Source organism: Stenotrophomonas riyadhensis, from assembly GCF_040256885.1.
In the GTDB taxonomy this organism is placed as follows: Bacteria; Pseudomonadota; Gammaproteobacteria; order Xanthomonadales; family Xanthomonadaceae; genus Stenotrophomonas; species Stenotrophomonas riyadhensis.
Genome location: NZ_CP155568.1, coordinates 1,268,377 through 1,284,576 on the forward strand (window position 1 = coordinate 1,268,377; position 16,200 = coordinate 1,284,576).

19 protein-coding genes are annotated in these 16,200 nt (G+C 67.6%); 15 read left to right on the forward strand and 4 right to left on the reverse strand.

Annotated features, from left to right (window positions below; all coding sequences use genetic code 11):
- Positions 1-47: 47 nt before the first annotated feature.
- Positions 48-2,354: a tetratricopeptide repeat protein gene (locus tag SriyCCGPB3_RS05940; protein ID WP_350259987.1), complete on the forward strand. Its 2,307-nt coding sequence runs from the start codon at positions 48-50 to the stop codon at positions 2,352-2,354.
- Positions 2,355-2,446: 92 nt separating this feature from the next.
- Complete coding sequence (locus SriyCCGPB3_RS05945) at positions 2,447-2,911, forward strand: hypothetical protein (protein WP_180846358.1); 465 nt, start codon at positions 2,447-2,449, stop codon at positions 2,909-2,911.
- A gap of 91 nt (positions 2,912-3,002) precedes the next feature.
- On the opposite strand, the gene SriyCCGPB3_RS05950 is transcribed toward SriyCCGPB3_RS05945, so the two are convergent.
- Complete coding sequence (locus SriyCCGPB3_RS05950; protein WP_110711625.1) at positions 3,003-3,797, reverse strand: cytochrome C assembly family protein; 795 nt, start codon at positions 3,795-3,797, stop codon at positions 3,003-3,005.
- A 122-nt stretch (positions 3,798-3,919) separates the two neighbouring features.
- Here SriyCCGPB3_RS05950 and ffh point away from each other — a divergent pair, with 122 nt between their 5' ends.
- The 11 genes from ffh to SriyCCGPB3_RS06005 all read left to right on the forward strand — a co-directional run bounded on the left by ffh (position 3,920) and on the right by SriyCCGPB3_RS06005 (position 11,455).
- Entirely contained in the window at positions 3,920-5,296 is a 1,377-nt protein-coding gene (gene ffh / locus SriyCCGPB3_RS05955; protein ID WP_014036403.1) for a signal recognition particle protein, read from the forward strand.
- A 97-nt stretch (positions 5,297-5,393) separates the two neighbouring features.
- Positions 5,394-5,828 (forward strand): hypothetical protein, encoded by a 435-nt coding sequence (locus SriyCCGPB3_RS05960; protein WP_110711627.1) that lies wholly within the window; start codon positions 5,394-5,396, stop codon positions 5,826-5,828.
- 80 nt (positions 5,829-5,908) lie between these two features.
- A complete protein-coding gene (locus SriyCCGPB3_RS05965) occupies positions 5,909-6,985 on the forward strand; it encodes an NAD(P)H-dependent flavin oxidoreductase (RefSeq protein WP_350259988.1) in 1,077 nt (358 codons plus the stop codon).
- Complete coding sequence (locus tag SriyCCGPB3_RS05970; protein WP_350259989.1) at positions 6,982-7,794, forward strand: aminotransferase class IV family protein; 813 nt, start codon at positions 6,982-6,984, stop codon at positions 7,792-7,794. Before SriyCCGPB3_RS05965 ends, SriyCCGPB3_RS05970 begins: the two co-directional genes overlap by 4 nt.
- A 97-nt stretch (positions 7,795-7,891) precedes the next feature.
- Positions 7,892-8,152 carry a 30S ribosomal protein S16 gene (rpsP, locus tag SriyCCGPB3_RS05975; RefSeq protein WP_005415733.1) on the forward strand — a complete coding sequence of 87 codons (261 nt, stop codon included), beginning with the start codon at positions 7,892-7,894 and terminating at the stop codon, positions 8,150-8,152.
- A 44-nt stretch (positions 8,153-8,196) separates the two neighbouring features.
- On the forward strand, positions 8,197-8,709 hold the full coding sequence (gene rimM, locus SriyCCGPB3_RS05980) for a ribosome maturation factor RimM (RefSeq protein ID WP_010483256.1): 513 nt from the start codon (positions 8,197-8,199) through the stop codon (positions 8,707-8,709).
- Between the two features lie 8 nt (positions 8,710-8,717).
- Entirely contained in the window at positions 8,718-9,476 is a 759-nt protein-coding gene (gene trmD / locus SriyCCGPB3_RS05985) for a tRNA (guanosine(37)-N1)-methyltransferase TrmD (RefSeq protein WP_110711631.1), read from the forward strand.
- 154 nt (positions 9,477-9,630) lie between these two features.
- A complete protein-coding gene (gene rplS / locus SriyCCGPB3_RS05990; RefSeq protein WP_005408597.1) occupies positions 9,631-10,032 on the forward strand; it encodes a 50S ribosomal protein L19 in 402 nt (133 codons plus the stop codon).
- Positions 10,033-10,114: 82 nt separating this feature from the next.
- Positions 10,115-10,495 carry a DUF6404 family protein gene (locus tag SriyCCGPB3_RS05995; RefSeq protein WP_350259990.1) on the forward strand — a complete coding sequence of 127 codons (381 nt, stop codon included), beginning with the start codon at positions 10,115-10,117 and terminating at the stop codon, positions 10,493-10,495.
- 79 nt (positions 10,496-10,574) lie between these two features.
- Positions 10,575-11,009: a DUF1801 domain-containing protein gene (locus SriyCCGPB3_RS06000; RefSeq protein ID WP_110711633.1), complete on the forward strand. Its 435-nt coding sequence runs from the start codon at positions 10,575-10,577 to the stop codon at positions 11,007-11,009.
- A gap of 38 nt (positions 11,010-11,047) precedes the next feature.
- Entirely contained in the window at positions 11,048-11,455 is a 408-nt protein-coding gene (locus tag SriyCCGPB3_RS06005) for a DUF1801 domain-containing protein (protein ID WP_164222420.1), read from the forward strand.
- 116 nt (positions 11,456-11,571) lie between these two features.
- Here the strand turns inward: SriyCCGPB3_RS06005 and SriyCCGPB3_RS06010 are convergent, their stop codons facing one another.
- Positions 11,572-13,032, reverse strand: coding sequence for an MATE family efflux transporter (locus tag SriyCCGPB3_RS06010; protein ID WP_110711635.1), 1,461 nt, complete (start codon positions 13,030-13,032; stop codon positions 11,572-11,574).
- 62 nt (positions 13,033-13,094) lie between these two features.
- On the opposite strand from SriyCCGPB3_RS06010, the gene SriyCCGPB3_RS06015 reads away from it, so the two are divergent.
- Positions 13,095-13,334, forward strand: a complete 240-nt coding sequence (locus SriyCCGPB3_RS06015) for a hypothetical protein (protein WP_110711636.1) — start codon at positions 13,095-13,097, stop codon at positions 13,332-13,334.
- A 9-nt stretch (positions 13,335-13,343) separates the two neighbouring features.
- Positions 13,344-13,751, forward strand: a complete 408-nt coding sequence (locus SriyCCGPB3_RS06020; RefSeq protein WP_110711637.1) for an RNA-binding S4 domain-containing protein — start codon at positions 13,344-13,346, stop codon at positions 13,749-13,751.
- Positions 13,752-13,789: 38 nt separating this feature from the next.
- On the opposite strand, the gene SriyCCGPB3_RS06025 is transcribed toward SriyCCGPB3_RS06020, so the two are convergent.
- Together SriyCCGPB3_RS06025 and SriyCCGPB3_RS06030 are read right to left on the reverse strand one after the other, a co-directional pair.
- A complete protein-coding gene (locus SriyCCGPB3_RS06025; protein WP_350259991.1) occupies positions 13,790-14,392 on the reverse strand; it encodes a DUF937 domain-containing protein in 603 nt (200 codons plus the stop codon).
- A gap of 108 nt (positions 14,393-14,500) precedes the next feature.
- Positions 14,501-16,144, reverse strand: a complete 1,644-nt coding sequence (locus SriyCCGPB3_RS06030) for a catalase (protein WP_433963284.1) — start codon at positions 16,142-16,144, stop codon at positions 14,501-14,503.
- Positions 16,145-16,200 lie beyond the last annotated feature (56 nt).

The window sequence follows — 16,200 nt, forward strand, 5'->3', positions numbered from 1 at the left end:
CACCGCACCCCCTCATCCAGCCTTCGCTAGACAGGAGCACTTACCCCATGGACATCTGGAACTGGGTCGAAAAACTGCAGGGTGACCTGCGCCAGGCCGGCCAGGCGCAGAACGCGCACCTGCTGAACCGCCTCGCCGACGAGGTGAGCGAACTGCGTGTCGACCGCGTCGACGCGCTGCTGCCCGAAGCGCGAGCGCTGGGCAAGGCGCTGGACAACCCGTGGGTCGACGTCTACGTCGGCCACTGGGCGCTGCGCAACCGCGTCGGCAATCGTGTCGAAGGCGAGAGCGCGCTGGGCGAAGCCGTGGCGCTGTTCGAGCGCGCGCATCGTGAGGACACGCTGGAGTGCCCGCAGTCAATCTGCGTGACCCAGGACCTGGCCGCCTGCTACGGCAACATCGATGGCCCCGGCTGGGTGCCGGAGCGCATCGAGGTCTGCGACGAAACGCTGGGCCGCATCGATCCGAGCTGGGCCTGCTTCCAGTGCCTGAGCTGCGAAAAGGCCGATGCGCTGCTCGATGACGGCCGCGGCCAGGAGGCACTGGATTACCTGCAGGTGCAGTCGGATGCGATCGAGGCCTGCGGCAAGGAAGTGTTCGACAGCTTCCCGGAGATGCAGATCAAGATCCTGCTGGGCATGGGCCGCGCCGAAGAAGCGCTGGTGCTGATCGAGAAGCGCGAGGCCGAGGTGGCCGCGTCCGGAGAGTACGAACCGGCCAACTGCACGGTGCCGCGCCGCCTGTCCAAGGCGTGGGCGCTGGCCCAGTTGGGCCGCGACGAAGAGGCGCTGCAGCAGCTGGTGCCGTGGAGCGAACTGACGCCTACCTACTGGCGGCTGTGGGCGAACACCGCCGCAGCGCTGTGCCGGCGCGATCCCGCACGCAATACCTGGGATCTGGGTACGCGCTTCAACACCATCATCGAGCACTTTGCCGAGGTTGGCTCGCACCGCCTGCTGATCGAAGTCGCTGCGCTGAGCCTGGAGCTGGCCCTGCAGCGTGGTGCACGCTGGGTGGCACAGCGCCAGCTGGAACTGGCACGGGCCCATCTGGCGCAGCTGCGCCAGGATCGCGGGGCGGCTGCGCTGGTGGCCGGCCTGGCCGCGCGCATCGATGCATTGCCGGACGTGGCACCGCTGCCGGTGCCGGCCGGCGAGCTGCTGGCATGGCTGGAGACGCAGGGCGAACAGAACCAGGTGCGTGACCCCGAGCGTGAGGCGCAATGGCTGCTGCAGGCGCATGCCGAGCTGCCGGATGATGAAGCACTGGCCGAGATGGCGGCCTCCGCGTTGGGCGCCTGTGGGGCGCAGACGGAAGCGCGCGCATTGCTGTGGCGCTTCGTGCGCGCACATGCGCAGGATGATGGCCCGGCCGCCTACACGCTGATGCGCTGGCTGACCGAGCAGGGCGACGACGAAGGCCTGCGCCAGTTGGCTGATCTCTATCGTGGCAGCGTGCCGGTGTTCGCGCACTGGTGCGAGGTGCAGCGCGCCCGTCGCGTGTCCGACTGGCCGGCACTGGAGCAGGCCGCGCAGGCGTTGCTGGCGGCGTCGCCGGGTTCGCACGGCGCGCGTGGCACGCTGGCGCGGATGTACATGGAAACCGGCCGCTTCAGCGAGGCACAGGCCTGCTATGCGCAGTTGACTGAGCTGCTGGAAGAACCCAACGCCGCGCACTGGGATCACATGAGTGCGGCCAGCGCCGCATGCGACTGGGACGCGGTGCGCCGCTCGGCGGCAGCGATCGGCATGGAACTGTCCAGCCAGGAGGGCGTGGTCGAAGAGCCGTGGGGCTGGGTGATCATCCGCAGCGAAGAGAACGGCGAGCCGATGGAGTACTACGCCCGTCGCAGCGGCCCGGTGACCGCACGCATCGTCGAGAACGCGCCGGCCAACCGCGCCCAGCAGGTCGGTGACTGGGTGGTGTTCGATGCTGCCTTGGTACATCCGGTGCCGGAGGAGGAAGAGGCGCGTGAGCACTTCATCCCGACCTATGCGCAGGTGCATGTGCTGGAGCGTGGTGGTTTCGCCCGGAGTTGGTTGATCGACGGTGCGCACCCCGGCGAAGAGGCCTGGAACGACTTCGTGGAAGCGGCCGAAGCGCAGGGCTGGAAGGTGTGGTCGCACAGCCGTGCGGACTACACCGTGACCGATCCGGACATGGAGGAGGGCTCGCTGCCGGGCCTGCTGTTCACGGTTGCCCAGCCGCAGGACCATGCGCCGTTGGCGCTGCACCGCTTCCTGCAGCAGGAGACCGCGAAATGGCTGTATCCGCATTGCTGGCTGCGATTGGCCGAGGCGTGTGACCAGGATCGCCAGCCGCACCTGGATGTGATCGAGCGTTACGGGTTGTAAGCCTGGTCTCGGGTAGTGCCGGCCGCTGGCCGGCAACGCCATGAGATCCTGTGTTGCCGGCCAGCGGCCGGCACTACCTCAAGGAGAAATACATGCGAAAGACTGGGATGTTCGTGATCATCGGCCTGCTGCTGGCCCCCATCGCGCAGGCTGCGCCCGCCTGCCAGGAGCCCACCGCCGTGGCCCGTGCCTTCTACGAGGCAACGACGGGCGATGGCGACCTGCTGGAGCCGCCGGCGGCACTGGTCAGCCCGGCCTTTGGCAAGGCGCTGCGCGGCGAACGCGCCTGCCAGGTACGCGAAGAGGGCATCTGCACGATCGATTCCGACCCCTGGCTGGATGCGCAGGATGGCGACATCGAGAGTCCGGTGCGCTACAGCTGGAAAGAGGCATCGGCGACTGCCGGCCAGGTCGAGATGCGCTATTCGGTATGGAAGAAGGCCTACGTGACCCGCCTGCCGATGGTGCGCCAGGGGCAGGGCTGCTGGCAGGTCGATGACATCCTCACCAACAGCGGCCGTTCGGTACGGAAGATCCTGGCCCAGCCGGTGCCCTGACCTTCTGCGGCATCCACGCAGGGTGCGGCCCTGGTGCCGGCCAGCGGCCGGCACTACCGGGGTGGGTGCCGACCGTTGGTCGGCACACCGCCTATCGCGTGTGCCCGAACACCAGTTCGATCACGAACTGGCTGCCGAAGAACGCCAGCAGCAGCAACAGCATCGCCGCCAGCGTCCAGTGCACCGCCTTCATGCCGCGCCAGCCATAGCGCCGGCGGCCGATCAGCAGCACGCCGAACACGATCCACGACAGCACGCTCAGCACGGTCTTGTGTACCAGCTTCTGCGCCAGCAGGTCGTCGACGAACAGCACGCCGGTGACCAGGGTCAGGGTCAGCAGCGCGAAGCCGACAGTGATCACCCGGAACAGCAGGGATTCGAGGTCCGCCAACGGCGGCAGGGCACGCAGCCACGGCCGGAATTCACGGCGGCGCAGGGCGCGTTCCTGCAGCCACAGCATGATCGCCAGCAGCGCGGCGATGCTCAACGTCGCGTAGGCCAGCAGCGCCAGCCAGGCGTGGCTGGCCAGGCGCCAGCCCAGCACCTTGCTCGGTTCGTGGCCGTAGCCGTGGTAGGCCAGCAGCAGTACCGCGGCCAACGGGAACACCACCACGCCCAGTGCCGACATCCGCCCGCGCGCGCCGACCAGCGAGGTCAGCCAGGCCATGCCCAGGCCGACCAGCGACAGCGCGGCGAAGAAGTGCATGTCCGGCCCGCCGTTGGTGCGCATCGCCACCATCACGTGGTAGCCGCCATGCAGCAGCATCGCCGGCAGGGCGGGCCACAGCCAGATGGGGGAGCCGGTGCTTTCATCGCGGCCGAGCGCGCGCACCAGCAGGGTACTGGCAGCCAGGTAGAGCAGGACGGCGATGAGAACGATTGTCATCGTTGCAGTTTCGCATACCCCCGCGGTGGTGGCGACGGCCGCGGCGTCGCAGTCCGGCAGGCGTGGCGGACCCGTTATACTGTCTGCCTTATTGTCCCCCGTTTTCAGACAGGTCGTACCGCATGTTCGAGTCCCTGACCCAGCGCCTTTCCGGCACCATCGAGCGCCTGCGTGGCCGCGGCCGCCTGACCGAGGAGAACATCCGCGAGGCCACCCGTGAGGTCCGCATCGCGCTGCTCGAAGCCGACGTTGCGCTGCCGGTGGTGCAGGCCCTGATCGAGCGCATCAAGGTGCGCGCGGTCGGCCAGGAAGTGCTGAAGTCGCTGACCCCGGGCCAGGCCCTGATCAAGGTCGTGCGCGACGAGCTGACCGCGGTGATGGGCGCCGAAGCCAGCGACCTGAACCTCAATGTTCCCGCTCCGGCCATCATCCTGATGGCAGGCCTGCAGGGCGCCGGCAAGACCACCACGGTGGGCAAGCTGGCCAAGCACCTGAAGGAAAAGCGCAAGAAGAAGGTGATGGTGGTCTCGGCGGACGTCTACCGCCCGGCCGCGATCGAGCAGCTGAAGACCCTGGCCGAGCAGGTCGGCGTGCTGTTCTTCCCGTCCAGTGCCGACCAGAAGCCCGAAGCCATCGTCCGCGCCGCCATCGACGATGCGCGCAAGTCGTTCGTCGACGTGCTGCTGGTCGATACCGCCGGCCGCCTGGCCATCGACGAAGCGATGATGGCCGAGATCAAGGCCCTGCATGCTGCGGTGAACCCGGCCGAAACCTTGTTCGTGGTCGACGCCATGACCGGCCAGGACGCGGCCAACACCGCCAAGGCCTTTGGCGATGCGCTGCCGCTGACCGGCGTGGTGCTGACCAAGACCGACGGTGACGCCCGTGGCGGTGCCGCGCTGAGCGTGCGCTACATCACCGGCAAGCCGATCAAGTTCGTGGGTGTGAGCGAAAAGCCGGAAGGCCTTGACGTGTTCCACCCGGACCGTATCGCCAGCCGCATCCTCGACATGGGCGACGTGCTGTCGCTGGTCGAGCAGGTCGAGCAGCAGGTCGACAAGGACAAGGCCGCCAAGCTGGCCGAGAAGGTCGCCAAGGGCAAGAAGTTCGACCTGAACGACATGCGTGACCAGCTCGAGCAGATGCAGAACATGGGCGGCATTGGCGGCCTGATGGACAAGCTGCCGGGCCTGGGCAACATCCCGGACCATCTGAAGCAGCAGGTCAGCCAGGGCAAGGAAGTGCCGCGCATGATCGCCATCATCGGCTCGATGACCAAGAAGGAACGGCGCAACCCGAACCTGCTCAATGGCTCGCGCCGCGCGCGCATCGCCAAGGGCTCGGGCGTGACCCCGGCCGACGTCAACAAGCTGATGAAGCAGTACATGCAGATGGAAAAAATGATGAGCAAGATGGCCGGCGGCGGCATGAAGGGCATGCTGCGCAGCATGAAGGGCATGATGGGCGCCATGGGCGGCCGCGGCATGCCGTTCCGTTGATGTCTGAAAGGGGGAGAGGGCGCAGGTGCCGGGACCGGCACTTGCGTGGCCAGCCCCCTGTTGCTTGACTACGTGTTGATCTGACAAGGGAATGCTCATGAACAAGATGATCGTGGTAGCGGCGCTGGTGCTGGCGCTGGCCGCATGCAAGGACGACACGTCCGTATCGCAGAAGGCCGGCAGTGCCATCAGTGGCACGGCGGCCGATTTCGTCGCCGGCCTGGGCGAAGGCGTGGACAAGCGCATGAACGTGACGCTGCAGGCCGATCCGGGCCTGGCTGCACATGGCCTGACCGTGACCCTGGGCAAGAGCCGCGGCATGGGTTCCAAGGAAGCGGCGGTGTATGTGGTGGCCGACAAGGCCTTCAAGGGCAAGCTGGTGGCGCGCGCGCTGGACGCAGAGGGCACCGAGATCGGCCGCGCAGCGGCCGAGGTGGAGTTCGCCGCAGACGACGCGCGCTACGTGACCTTCCAGTTCAACGAGGAAATGGACAGCCAGCTGGTGCGCACCTACGCGGTGGTGGCGCGCTGATCCTTGCGCGACCGGGTCTACGGATCCGGTCGCGGCGACTGGCGTATGCTGGGTGGTGACTTCTCCCACAGGTATGTCGCGTGAACGCATCGCCGATCCTTGAACGCGCCGACACCTTCTGTCGGCGTTTTTCATTGCAGCTTCCGATCCTTCTGGCGCCGATGGCCGGCGCCTGCCCGGTGCCGTTGTCGGCTGCGCTGGCCAATGCCGGCAGCATGGGGGCGATGGGCGCAGTGCTGTCGTCATCGGCCGATATCGGCCACTGGATGGATGACTTCCGCGCTGCCTCGACGGGCCCCGCACAGGTGAACCTGTGGGTGCCGGACCCGGCACCGACCCGTGATGTCGCCGCTGAAGCCGCCAGCCGCGCCTTCCTTGCACAGTGGGGCCCGGACGTGCCAGCCAGCGCTGCCGACGCCACGCCCGCCGATTTCGAAGAACAGTTCGCCGCGCTGCTGGCCGCGCGCCCGGCGGTGGCCTCGACCATCATGGGCGTGCTGCTGCCGCGCCACGTGCAGCAGTTGAAGGATGCCGGCATTGCATGGATTGCCTGTGCGACCATTCTGTCCGAAGCGCGCGCGGCACAGGACGCCGGTGCAGACGCGGTGGTGGCGCAGGGCGTGGAGGCCGGTGGTCATCGCGGTGCGTTCGATCCGGCGATGGCCGAGCGCCAGCTGGTCGGCCTGTTTGCGTTGTTGCCGCGCCTGGCCGATCACCTGCAGATTCCGGTGATCGCTGCGGGCGGTATCGCCGACGGCCGTGGCATTGCTGCCGCACTCACCCTGGGGGCCAGCGCCGTGCAGATCGGCACGGCCTTCCTGCGCACGCCCGAAGCGGCGATCGCTTCGGCGTGGGCCGATGGATTGGCGGCCAGCGAACCGGAAGATACCTGGCCGACCCGTGCCTTCAGTGGCCGCCTCGGCCGTGGCCTGGCGACCCCCTATGTGCGCGCCGCCGCTGCGGAAGGCGCCCCCGGGCCGCGTCCATACCCGGTGCAGCGCGGCCTGACCGCGCCGATGCGCAGGCAGGCCGTGCAGGAAAATCGTCTGGCGGCGATGCAGGCCTGGGCCGGGCAGTCGGCGTGGATGGCACCCGCACAGCCGGCCGCTGACGTGTTGCGTGACATGTGGCAGCAGGCGCAGGCGATGCTGCGATGACGCTGACCTGCAACGGCCGGCTGGCGCAGGTGGAGGATCTGCTGCCTGCACTGGTCAACTATGGCCACTTCACCTCGCTGCAGGTGCGGGGTGGTGCCGTGCAGGGACTGGACCTGCATCTGGCGCGGCTGTCGCAGGCCACGCGCGAACTGTTCGGCAGCGAACTGGATGTGGCGCAGGTGCAGGGCTGGATGGCGCAGGCGCTGCAACAGGCCGGCCTGGCCGATGCCTCGCTGCGGGTGACGGTGTACTCGCGCCGCTTCGATTTCCGTAATCCGTTGGCGACGGTACCGGTGGACGTTCTTGTGGCCGTGTCTGCACCGGTGGCGCTGGTCGCGCCAAAGCGGGTGCGTAGCGTGGTGTGGCAGCGCGAGCTGCCGCAGATCAAGCACGTCGGTACGTTTGGACTGTTTGCCGAGCGTCGCGCGGCGATGGGCGGGGGCTTTGACGATGCCTTGCTGGTCGGCAGCGACGACTGCATCAGCGAAGGCACGACCTGGAATCTGGCCGTGCACGACGGTCACCAGTTGCTCTGGCCGCGCGCCCCCGCTCTGCGGGGTACCGCCGAGAGCCTGCTGAAGCAGCACTGGCCCGGCCCGCAGGTCACCCGGCCCCTCCCGCGGGCGGCCCTGGCCGGTGTGAAGGCGGCCTTCGCCTGCAACGCCAGCGGCCTATGGGCGCTGGAGGCCATTGACGAGCATGTCCTGCCCGGCTCGGAGGCGCTGGCTGAACAGGGCAGGGCAGTGCTGGCGGCGGTGGCTTGGGACGGCTTGGGGTCAGATCCCTTTTGCGTCGCAAAAGGGATCTGACCCCGGGCGAGCCCCCGGGGTTGGCTCGGCCGGGCTCTGCCGCTATAATCGCCCGCTTACCTCGCCATCCTGGCGACTGGGCAATAGGAAAAACACCATGGTCAAGATTCGACTGACCCGCGGCGGCGCCAAGAAGCGTCCGTTCTACCACATCATCGTCACCGACGTGCGCAGCGCGCGCGACGGCCGCAACATCGAGCGCGTTGGCTTCTACAACCCGGTCGCCCAGGGCGCCGAGAAGCGCATCGAGCTGGACCTGGCCCGCGTTGACCATTGGGTCAAGAACGGCGCCCAGCCGACCGACAAGGTCCGCAACCTGATCAAGGAAGCGACCAAGTCCCAGGCCGCTGCGGCCTGATCCTGACGGGCCACGCTTCGGCGTGGCCCTCTTGGTTGAAGCAGATGAAAGATATCGAGCGCCGCATCCTGCTGGGCAGGGTTGTCGGCGCTTTTGGTGTGCGCGGCGAGATCAAGCTCGAGTCCTGGACCGAGCCACGTTCCGCCATTTTCCGTTACCAGCCGTGGATCGTGCGCAGCCCGTCCGGCGTGGAAACCACGATTGAAGGTGTACGCGGCCGCGACAGCGGCAAGCACCTGGTCGCCCGTTTCCCCGGCGTCGAGGACCGCGATACCGTCGAAGCGATGCACGGCACCGAGATCTACGTGGCCCGCAGTGCATTGCCGCCGCCGAAGCCCGATGAGTACTACTGGGTGGACCTGGAAGGCCTGGACGTGAAGACCACCGAGGGCGTTGCCCTGGGCCAGGTCTCGCACCTGTTCAGCACCGGCGCCAACGACGTGGTGGTGGTCCGTGGTGACCGCGAGCGGATGATTCCGTTCGTGCAGCCGGACTTCGTCAAGTCGGTCGACTTCGAGGCCAACCTGGTCGTGGTCGACTGGGATCCCGAGTTCTGAGTGTGAGCATGCGTTTCGACGTCATCACCCTGTTCCCCGAGTTCCTCGCCCAGTCCGCTGGACTGGGCGTGGTCGGGCGCGCGCAGGAGAAGGGACTGTTCAGCCTGCATGGCTGGAACCCCCGTGATTACGCCGAAGGCAACTACCGCCGGGTGGACGACCGTCCGTTCGGCGGTGGCCCCGGCATGGTGATGCTGATCGAGCCGCTGCAGGCCTGCCTGCAGGCGATCCGCGATGCTGATCCGACCCCGGCGCGGGTGATCTACCTCAGCCCGCAGGGGGCGCCGTTGACCCAGGCCAAGGTGCGGGAACTGGCGGCGCTGCCGCGCATGGTCCTGCTCTGCGGCCGCTACGAAGGCATCGACGAGCGTTTCCTGGAGGCCAATGTCGACGAGGAGATTTCCCTCGGCGACTACGTGCTGTCCGGTGGCGAGCTGGGCGCGGCGGTGATCATCGACGCCGTGGCCCGCCTGCAGGACGGTGCCCTGAATGACGCTGAATCGGCGGCGCAGGACAGCTTCGAGGGCGACCTCGGCCTGCTCGACTGCCCGCACTACAGCCAGCCGGCCCAGCACCCGCTGGGTGACGTGCCGGACGTGCTGCGCTCGGGCAACCACGCGGCCATCGCGGCCTGGCGCCGCCAGCAGTCGCTGGTCCGTACCGCCCAGCGGCGCCCGGACCTGCTGGATGAACAGGCGCTGGGCAAGGCCGACCGCAAGCTGCTGGAGCAGGGCCGTCAGGCCCAGAAATACAAGGCCAGCCCCTAGCGCAGGGCTGGCTTTATCGGCTATCATGGCCAATTCCCGCCGGCCCCGGTCGGCGCGCGCAGTGCCCAAAACAAACGTGCAGCACAGTCCGGTGACTGCATGAGCCTACGTTGTCGATACGACACGCCCACCCGAACAAGAATCGGTGTAACCCATGAGCAAGCTGAACAAGTCCATCGTCGCGGAATTCGAATCCGCCCAGATCACCCGTGAACTGCCGAAGTTCAGCCAGGGCGACACCGTTGTCGTCAACGTGAAGGTGAAGGAAGGCAGCCGCGAGCGCGTGCAGGCCTACGAAGGCGTTGTCATCGCCACCAAGAACGCCGGCCTGAACTCCTCGTTCACCGTCCGCAAGATCTCGCACGGCTACGGCGTCGAGCGCGTGTTCCAGACCCACAGCGCCATCATCGACTCGGTCGAAGTGAAGCGTCGTGGTAAGGTCCGCGCCGGCAAGCTGTACTACCTGCGTGGCCTGGAAGGCAAGGCTGCCCGCATCAAGGAAGACCTGGCTGCCGCTGCTGCCGCCAAGGCTGCCCGTCTGGCCGAAAAGGCCTGATAAACAACTTCGGTTGTTGCCGCGACGGCCACCTTCGGGTGGCCGTTTGCGTTTCCGGTATCGCATCGGCCACGATCAGGTGATGAACGACATCAACCCGCGCTATCCCGCCGTGATCCAGTCGGCGCTGCGCTTCCTGGACGACAAGGGGCTGGCGCGCGTGCAGTCGGCGCCGCTGCTGCATCGTGTGCTGTGGCGCATGGGCATCGCGCTGCCACCGCCGATCCTGGCCGGCTTCGGCACCAATGCGCTGATACAGGGCCTGCTGTTCGGGCTGTTCTGGACCGCGCTGATGTGGCTGATGCTGTGGCAGGGCAGCGAGCGCCCGCTGGCGCTGCTGCTGGCGGCCGGGCTGTTGGCCGGTGCCCTGTTCGGTGTGGTGATGGCGGCGCTGATGCGCTCGCTGCGCCGCCACCGCAAGCTGCCGGACTGGCGGCAGTTCCGGGCGTGGCAGGCGGACTGAGCCGATGGCGCACCGCGCCGTGACCGGCAGGTGCGAGCCGCGCTAGGCTGCGGTTTCATCCTGATGGACGTGCCGTGCGATGCCTGCCAAGCGAACCGCACCTTCCGCCGCGCCCACGCTGCTGTCCGGCGGCAACCCGCAGATTGCCAAGGGCGAGGGCGATGCCCCGGTGCAGGCCTATATCGCGGCGATGCCGGACTGGAAGCGGCCGATTGGAGTGCAGCTGGATGCGCTGATCGCGCAGGCGGTGCCTGGCGTGCACAAGGCCGTGAAGTGGAATTCGCCGATGTATGCGGTGGCGCCGGGCGCAGGCTGGTTTCTCAGCTTCCATTGCTTCACCCGCTACATCAAGGTGGCGTTCTTCCGCGGCGCGGCGCTGACGCCAGTGCCACCCGAGCCGTCCAGGAGCGCCGATACGCGCTATCTGCACATTGCACAGGATGGAGTGCTGGATGAAGCACAGTTCCTCGACTGGGTGCGCCAGGCCGCCGCGCTGCCCGGCGAGCGCATGTAACCCCGACGTCCTGATTCCTTTCCCGACGAGAGCCCCTGATGGCCACGCATGCACCGAACCCTGCCGATGCCGGAACCCCGGCCGCTGAACTGATCGATGCACGCATCGCCGAGCTGGGCGACTGGCGTGGCGAGGCGCTGGCACGCGTGCGTGCCTTGATCCATGAGGCGCTGCCGGACGTGCAGGAAACCTGGAAGTGGCGCGGTACACCGGTGTGGGAGCACAACGGCATCTTGTGCACCGGCGAGACCTACAAGCAGGCGGTGAAGCTGACCTTTGCCAACGGTGCCGCGCTGGCGGACCCGAAGGGCCTGTTCAACGCCAGCCTCGAGGGCAACACGCGGCGTGCGATCGACATCCATGAAGGCGCGATGCCGGATGCCGCTGCGTTCAAGGCGCTGATGCGCGCGGCGGCGACGTTCAACGCGGCGAAGAAGAAGCGGTAGAGCCGGCCGCTGGCCGGCTGTTGCGCGATGCCCCCGGAGGGGTTGGAGGTTGCCGGCCAGCGGCCGGCACTACCGTGCATTGAACGATCCATGAGGTTGACGGCCGGCGGCCGGCACTACCGCAGCGGCGCCGCATCCGGGTCGGCCACCGGCGATGGCGGGCAGGCCGGAATCTCCGACGGCGTGGCCAGTTCTTCGGCATGCGAGGGCTTGCCCATCATCTTCGCCTTGCGCCAGCCACCCCAGCGGTAATACGCCAGCGACAGCAGCATCGACACCAGCGAGCTGACCGGGAAGCTCCACCAGATCGCGTCGGCGCCCCAGTACGGCTGCAGCAGTTCGGCGAACGGGACGCGTACGCCCCACAGCGAGCCGGCCAGGATCAGCAGCGGCGGAATCACCGCGCCGGTGGAGCGCACCACGCCGGAGATCACGAAGCTGACGCCGAAGAACAGGAACGAGCCGATCACCACGTGGTTGAGGTGGCGGGCGATGTCCAGCGCCTGGCTGGCCGGTGGCAGGAACAGCGCCAGCAGCTGGCGGTCGAACACCACCAGCGGCAGGATCAGCGCGCCGGTCAGCAGGAAGTTGAACAGCACGCCCTGGCGCGCGGTGCCGCGCACGCGATCCCAGCGCTGCGCACCGACGTTCTGCGCGGCCATCGACGAGCAGGCCGCACCGATCGCCATCGCCGGCATCTGCAGGTAGTTCCACAGCTGCAGCGAGGCGCCATAGCCCGCGCCGGTAGCGGTGCCGTACTGGTTGACCATGGTCATCAGCAGGATCACCGACAGCGAGATCAGCACCATCTGCAGGCCCATCGGCACGCCCTTGAGCACCAGCGCCTTGAGGATGGTCAGGTCGAGCTTGAACAGGCGCATGTCGGCGCGGCCCAGCCACAGCGTGTGGCGCTTGTGCCGCATGTACAGCAGCAGGCCGGCCAGCGACAGCGTCTGCGCGACCAGCGTGGCCCAGGCCGAGCCGGCGATGCCCAGCGCGGGGAACGGCCCCATGCCGAAGATCAGCACCGGGTTCAGCGCGATGTCCAGCGCCACCGACACCATCAGGAAACGGAACGGCGTGCGCGAGTCACCGGCACCGCGTAGCGCGGCGGTGAGGAAGGCGAACGCGTACAGCGTCGGCATCGCCAGGAAGATGATCTGCAGGTAGGCCTCGGCCAATGGCAGCGAGGCGGCCGGCGTGCCCATCGCCGCCAGCAGCGGATGGGCCATGAACCAGCCGGCGATGGCGATGATCACCGACAGGCCGATGAAGAAGGTGGCACTCGTGCCGACCACGCGCCGCGCCTGCGCGATGTCGCGCGCGCCGATCGCCTGGCCGATCAGGATGGTCGAGGCCATGCCGAAACCGAACACCGAACCGATCAGGAAGAACATGATGTTGTTGGCGTTCGCGGTGGCAGTCAGTGCCGCCTCGCCGAGGAAGCGCCCGACCCACACCGCATTCACCGAACCGTTCAGCGACTGCGCGATGTTGCCCGCCAGGATCGGCAGGGAAAACAGCAGGAGATTGCGGCCGATCGGGCCGGAGGTCAGGTCAAGCGGCGCTTTGGCCATGGAGTGGTGATCGAATCCCGGGAGGCGCACACTAGCACCAGGCCGGTTTGCGGGATGTGGCAATGCATCAACGACTGCAGGTGAAGCGAAGCCTGGCACTGGCCTTGATCGGCACCGCGCTGGCCGCATGTTCGACAGGTGACCGGCTGGGCGATACCCAGGTGCGGCCGACCGACCGCCCCGAGTGCCTGGTCGGCAGCCAGCGCCAGGATCTGTCTGCTGGCGTACCCACCTTGATCGGGGGCAGCGGTTGCCGCACCGACCCCGATCATCCGCGTCCCCTGAACAAGCCACCGGAGTAGCACGCACCAATGCCCGAGCTTTCCCCGCTGTCGCCCAGTGTCCGCCTGGACATCTGGCTGTGGGCGGCCCGTTTCTTCAAGACCCGCAGCCTGGCCAAGCAGGCCATCGAAACCGGCAAGGTCAGCGTCGCCGGGCAGCGCCCGAAATCCTCACGCGCAGTGCGCGTCGGCGAGCAGCTGCAGGTCGACCGCGGCGAGGAACATTTCGAGATCCAGGTGCTGGGGCTGAGCGATCAGCGTGGGCCTGCGCCGGCGGCGCAGCAGCTGTATGCAGAGAGCGAGGCCTCGAAGGCACGCCGTGCCGAACAGCGTGCACTGCGCATCGCTGCACGCGATGGTTTCCAGCCGCCGGAACACAAGCCGGACAAGCGCGCCCGGCGCTTGATCCGTGCGCTGGGCGATATCGACGCGTTGTAGGTAACGGGGCGCCGGACCAGTTCCGGCGCCCGCTTGCCTCAGCGCTTGCCGCCCAGCAGGTTGCCGCCGAGCTTGAGCAGGTCGCTCATGCCGAACTGGCCGTCGCCGTCCTGGTCCAGCACGCTGCCGAGCAGGCTGCCGGCGATGCCGCCCTGCTGCTGCACCTGCTGCTTTTCCTGGCCGAGCGCCTGACTGAGCGAGCCGGCATCGGCCTGGCCGCCACCGAGGCGCTGGGCGAGGAAGGCCATCACGATCGGTGCGAGGATCTGCAGCAGCTGGCTGGTGCGGCCACTGTCGAGCTGGGTGGCCTGGGCCAGGCCGGTTTCCACCTTCTGCTGGCTGCCGCCGAAGATGTGGCCGAGGATGCCGGCGCCGTCGCTGGCGGCACCACCGCCACCGCCGCCCAGCACCGAGCCGAGCACGCTGCCCAGGTCCAGGCCGCTGTGGTTGTTCTGCAAGGCGCCGAGCAGGGCCTGCGCGCCCTGCGGCTGCGAGGCGTTGTTGCCCAGCGCGCCCATCAGCACCGGCAGCGCGGCACTGATCGCACCGGAGGCCTGGGTATCGCTGATGCCGAGCTGCTGCGACACCTGCTGCAGCGGGGCGCCCTGCAATTTGGCGAGAAGTTCGTCGGTCAGGCTCATCTGCGGAATCCTTGATTGGGGTTGGGCGTGCAGAAGGTACGACGCAGACCGTTAAAACGGCGACGCCGCCTCACAGGGAGGCGGCGTGCCGTACACGGGGCAGGGCGATCAGAGCTCGATGTCTTCGGCGCCCGGGGTCGCGGTGGGGAAGTCCGCTTCCGGCTGTGCCGGCTTGAACGGATCCGACGGCTGGCTGGCCAGCGCCTTCAGGGCCGCGGCAATGCCGGCACCGTAGGCCGGGTCGGCCTTGCTGCAGTTGTCGATGTGGCGCTGCTTGATGAAGTCCGGCGCATCGCCCAGGGCACGGGCGGTATTGGCGAACAGGCGATCCTTCTGTGCCTGGTTGTAGCTGCGGAACAGGGCGCCGGGCTGGCTGAAGTAGTCGGCGTCGTCCTCACGGAAATTCCAGAAGTCGGCGTCGCCGCGGATCTTCATCGGTGGCTCGCGGTACTGCGGCTGTTCCTGCCACTGGCCGTAGCTGTTCGGCTCGTAGTGCGGCAGGCCGCCGTAGTTGCCGTCCACGCGCATCGCCCCGTCGCGGTGGTTGCTGTGCACCGGGCAGCGCGCTGCGTTCACCGGAATCTGATGGTGGTTCACGCCCAGGCGGTAGCGCTGCGCATCGGAGTAGGCGAACAGGCGAGCCTGCAGCATCTTGTCCGGCGACGGGCCGATGCCCGGCACCAGGTTGCTCGGCGCGAACGCCGACTGCTCCACGTCCTGGTACCAGTTGACCGGGTTGCGGTTCAGTTCGAACTGGCCCACTTCGATCAGCGGGTAGTCGCTCTTCGGCCACACCTTGGTCAGGTCGAACGGATGCACGCGGTAGGTTTCCGCCTCCAGCTCCGGCATGACCTGGATGAACAGCTTCCACTTCGGGAAGTCGCCCTTGTCGATCGCGGCGAACAGGTCGCGGCCGTGGCTTTCGCGGTCATGGCCGACCAGGATCTGCGCCTGCGCGTCGGTCAGCGATTCGATGCCCTGCTGGCTGACGAAGTGGAACTTCACCCAGAAGCGTTCGCCGTCGGTGTTGGTGAAGCTGTAGGTGTGCGAGCCGAAACCGTGCATGTGGCGGAAGCTGCGCGGAATGCCGCGGTCGCTCATCACCACGGTCACCTGCAGCAGGGCTTCGGGCAGCAGGGTCCAGAAGTCCCAGTTGTTGCGCGCGCTGCGCAGGTTGGTATGCGGGTCGCGCTTGACCGCCTTGTTGAGGTCGGCGAACTTGCGTGGGTCGCGCAGGAAGAACACCGGCGTGTTGTTGCCGACCAGGTCCCAGTTGCCCTCTTCGGTGTAGAACTTCAGCGCGAAGCCGCGGATGTCGCGCTCGGCGTCGGCGGCGCCACGCTCGCCGGCCACCGTGGTGAAGCGGGCGAACATCTCGGTCTGCTTGCCGACCTTCTCGAACAGCTTGGCGCGGGTGTACTTGCTGATGTCGTGGGTGACGGTGAAGGTGCCGAACGCGCCCGAGCCCTTGGCATGCATGCGGCGCTCGGGAATGATCTCGCGGTTGAGGTTGGCCAGCTTTTCCAGCAGCCAGACGTCTTCCATCAGCAGCGGGCCACGCGGGCCGGCGGTCTTGCTGTTCTGGTTGTCCACCACCGGTGCGCCGAAGGCCGTGGTCATCGGCGTGACCGGATCATCGCCGTGCTTCTGCTTGGGCGTGGTGCTCAGCTCGCGCTGCTGCTCGGCGCCCTGCTCCGGCGACGGGGCGGTGTGATACGGGCACTTGGCGTTGTTGTTGTCGGACTGGCTCATCGGCTGGCTCCTGGTGGCGGTGAAGACGTGGGAGAAACATCTTCACTCGACTGTAG

Excerpts from the sequence above, each read along its gene's own strand:
- SriyCCGPB3_RS05940 (WP_350259987.1), top strand. The coding sequence starts at position 48 with ATGGACATCTGGAACTGGGTCGAAAAACTGCAGGGTGACCTGCGCCAG.
- SriyCCGPB3_RS05945 (WP_180846358.1), top strand. The coding sequence starts at position 2,447 with ATGCGAAAGACTGGGATGTTCGTGATCATCGGCCTGCTGCTGGCCCCC.
- SriyCCGPB3_RS05950 (WP_110711625.1), bottom strand. The coding sequence starts at position 3,797 with ATGACAATCGTTCTCATCGCCGTCCTGCTCTACCTGGCTGCCAGTACC.
- ffh (WP_014036403.1), top strand. The coding sequence starts at position 3,920 with ATGTTCGAGTCCCTGACCCAGCGCCTTTCCGGCACCATCGAGCGCCTG.
- SriyCCGPB3_RS05960 (WP_110711627.1), top strand. The coding sequence starts at position 5,394 with ATGAACAAGATGATCGTGGTAGCGGCGCTGGTGCTGGCGCTGGCCGCA.
- SriyCCGPB3_RS05970 (WP_350259989.1), top strand. The coding sequence starts at position 6,982 with ATGACGCTGACCTGCAACGGCCGGCTGGCGCAGGTGGAGGATCTGCTG.
- rpsP (WP_005415733.1), top strand. The coding sequence starts at position 7,892 with ATGGTCAAGATTCGACTGACCCGCGGCGGCGCCAAGAAGCGTCCGTTC.
- rimM (WP_010483256.1), top strand. The coding sequence starts at position 8,197 with ATGAAAGATATCGAGCGCCGCATCCTGCTGGGCAGGGTTGTCGGCGCT.
- trmD (WP_110711631.1), top strand. The coding sequence starts at position 8,718 with ATGCGTTTCGACGTCATCACCCTGTTCCCCGAGTTCCTCGCCCAGTCC.
- rplS (WP_005408597.1), top strand. The coding sequence starts at position 9,631 with ATGAGCAAGCTGAACAAGTCCATCGTCGCGGAATTCGAATCCGCCCAG.
- SriyCCGPB3_RS05995 (WP_350259990.1), top strand. The coding sequence starts at position 10,115 with ATGAACGACATCAACCCGCGCTATCCCGCCGTGATCCAGTCGGCGCTG.
- SriyCCGPB3_RS06000 (WP_110711633.1), top strand. The coding sequence starts at position 10,575 with ATGCCTGCCAAGCGAACCGCACCTTCCGCCGCGCCCACGCTGCTGTCC.
- SriyCCGPB3_RS06005 (WP_164222420.1), top strand. The coding sequence starts at position 11,048 with ATGGCCACGCATGCACCGAACCCTGCCGATGCCGGAACCCCGGCCGCT.
- SriyCCGPB3_RS06010 (WP_110711635.1), bottom strand. The coding sequence starts at position 13,032 with ATGGCCAAAGCGCCGCTTGACCTGACCTCCGGCCCGATCGGCCGCAAT.
- SriyCCGPB3_RS06015 (WP_110711636.1), top strand. The coding sequence starts at position 13,095 with ATGCATCAACGACTGCAGGTGAAGCGAAGCCTGGCACTGGCCTTGATC.
- SriyCCGPB3_RS06020 (WP_110711637.1), top strand. The coding sequence starts at position 13,344 with ATGCCCGAGCTTTCCCCGCTGTCGCCCAGTGTCCGCCTGGACATCTGG.
- SriyCCGPB3_RS06025 (WP_350259991.1), bottom strand. The coding sequence starts at position 14,392 with ATGAGCCTGACCGACGAACTTCTCGCCAAATTGCAGGGCGCCCCGCTG.
- SriyCCGPB3_RS06030 (WP_433963284.1), bottom strand. The coding sequence starts at position 16,144 with ATGAGCCAGTCCGACAACAACAACGCCAAGTGCCCGTATCACACCGCC.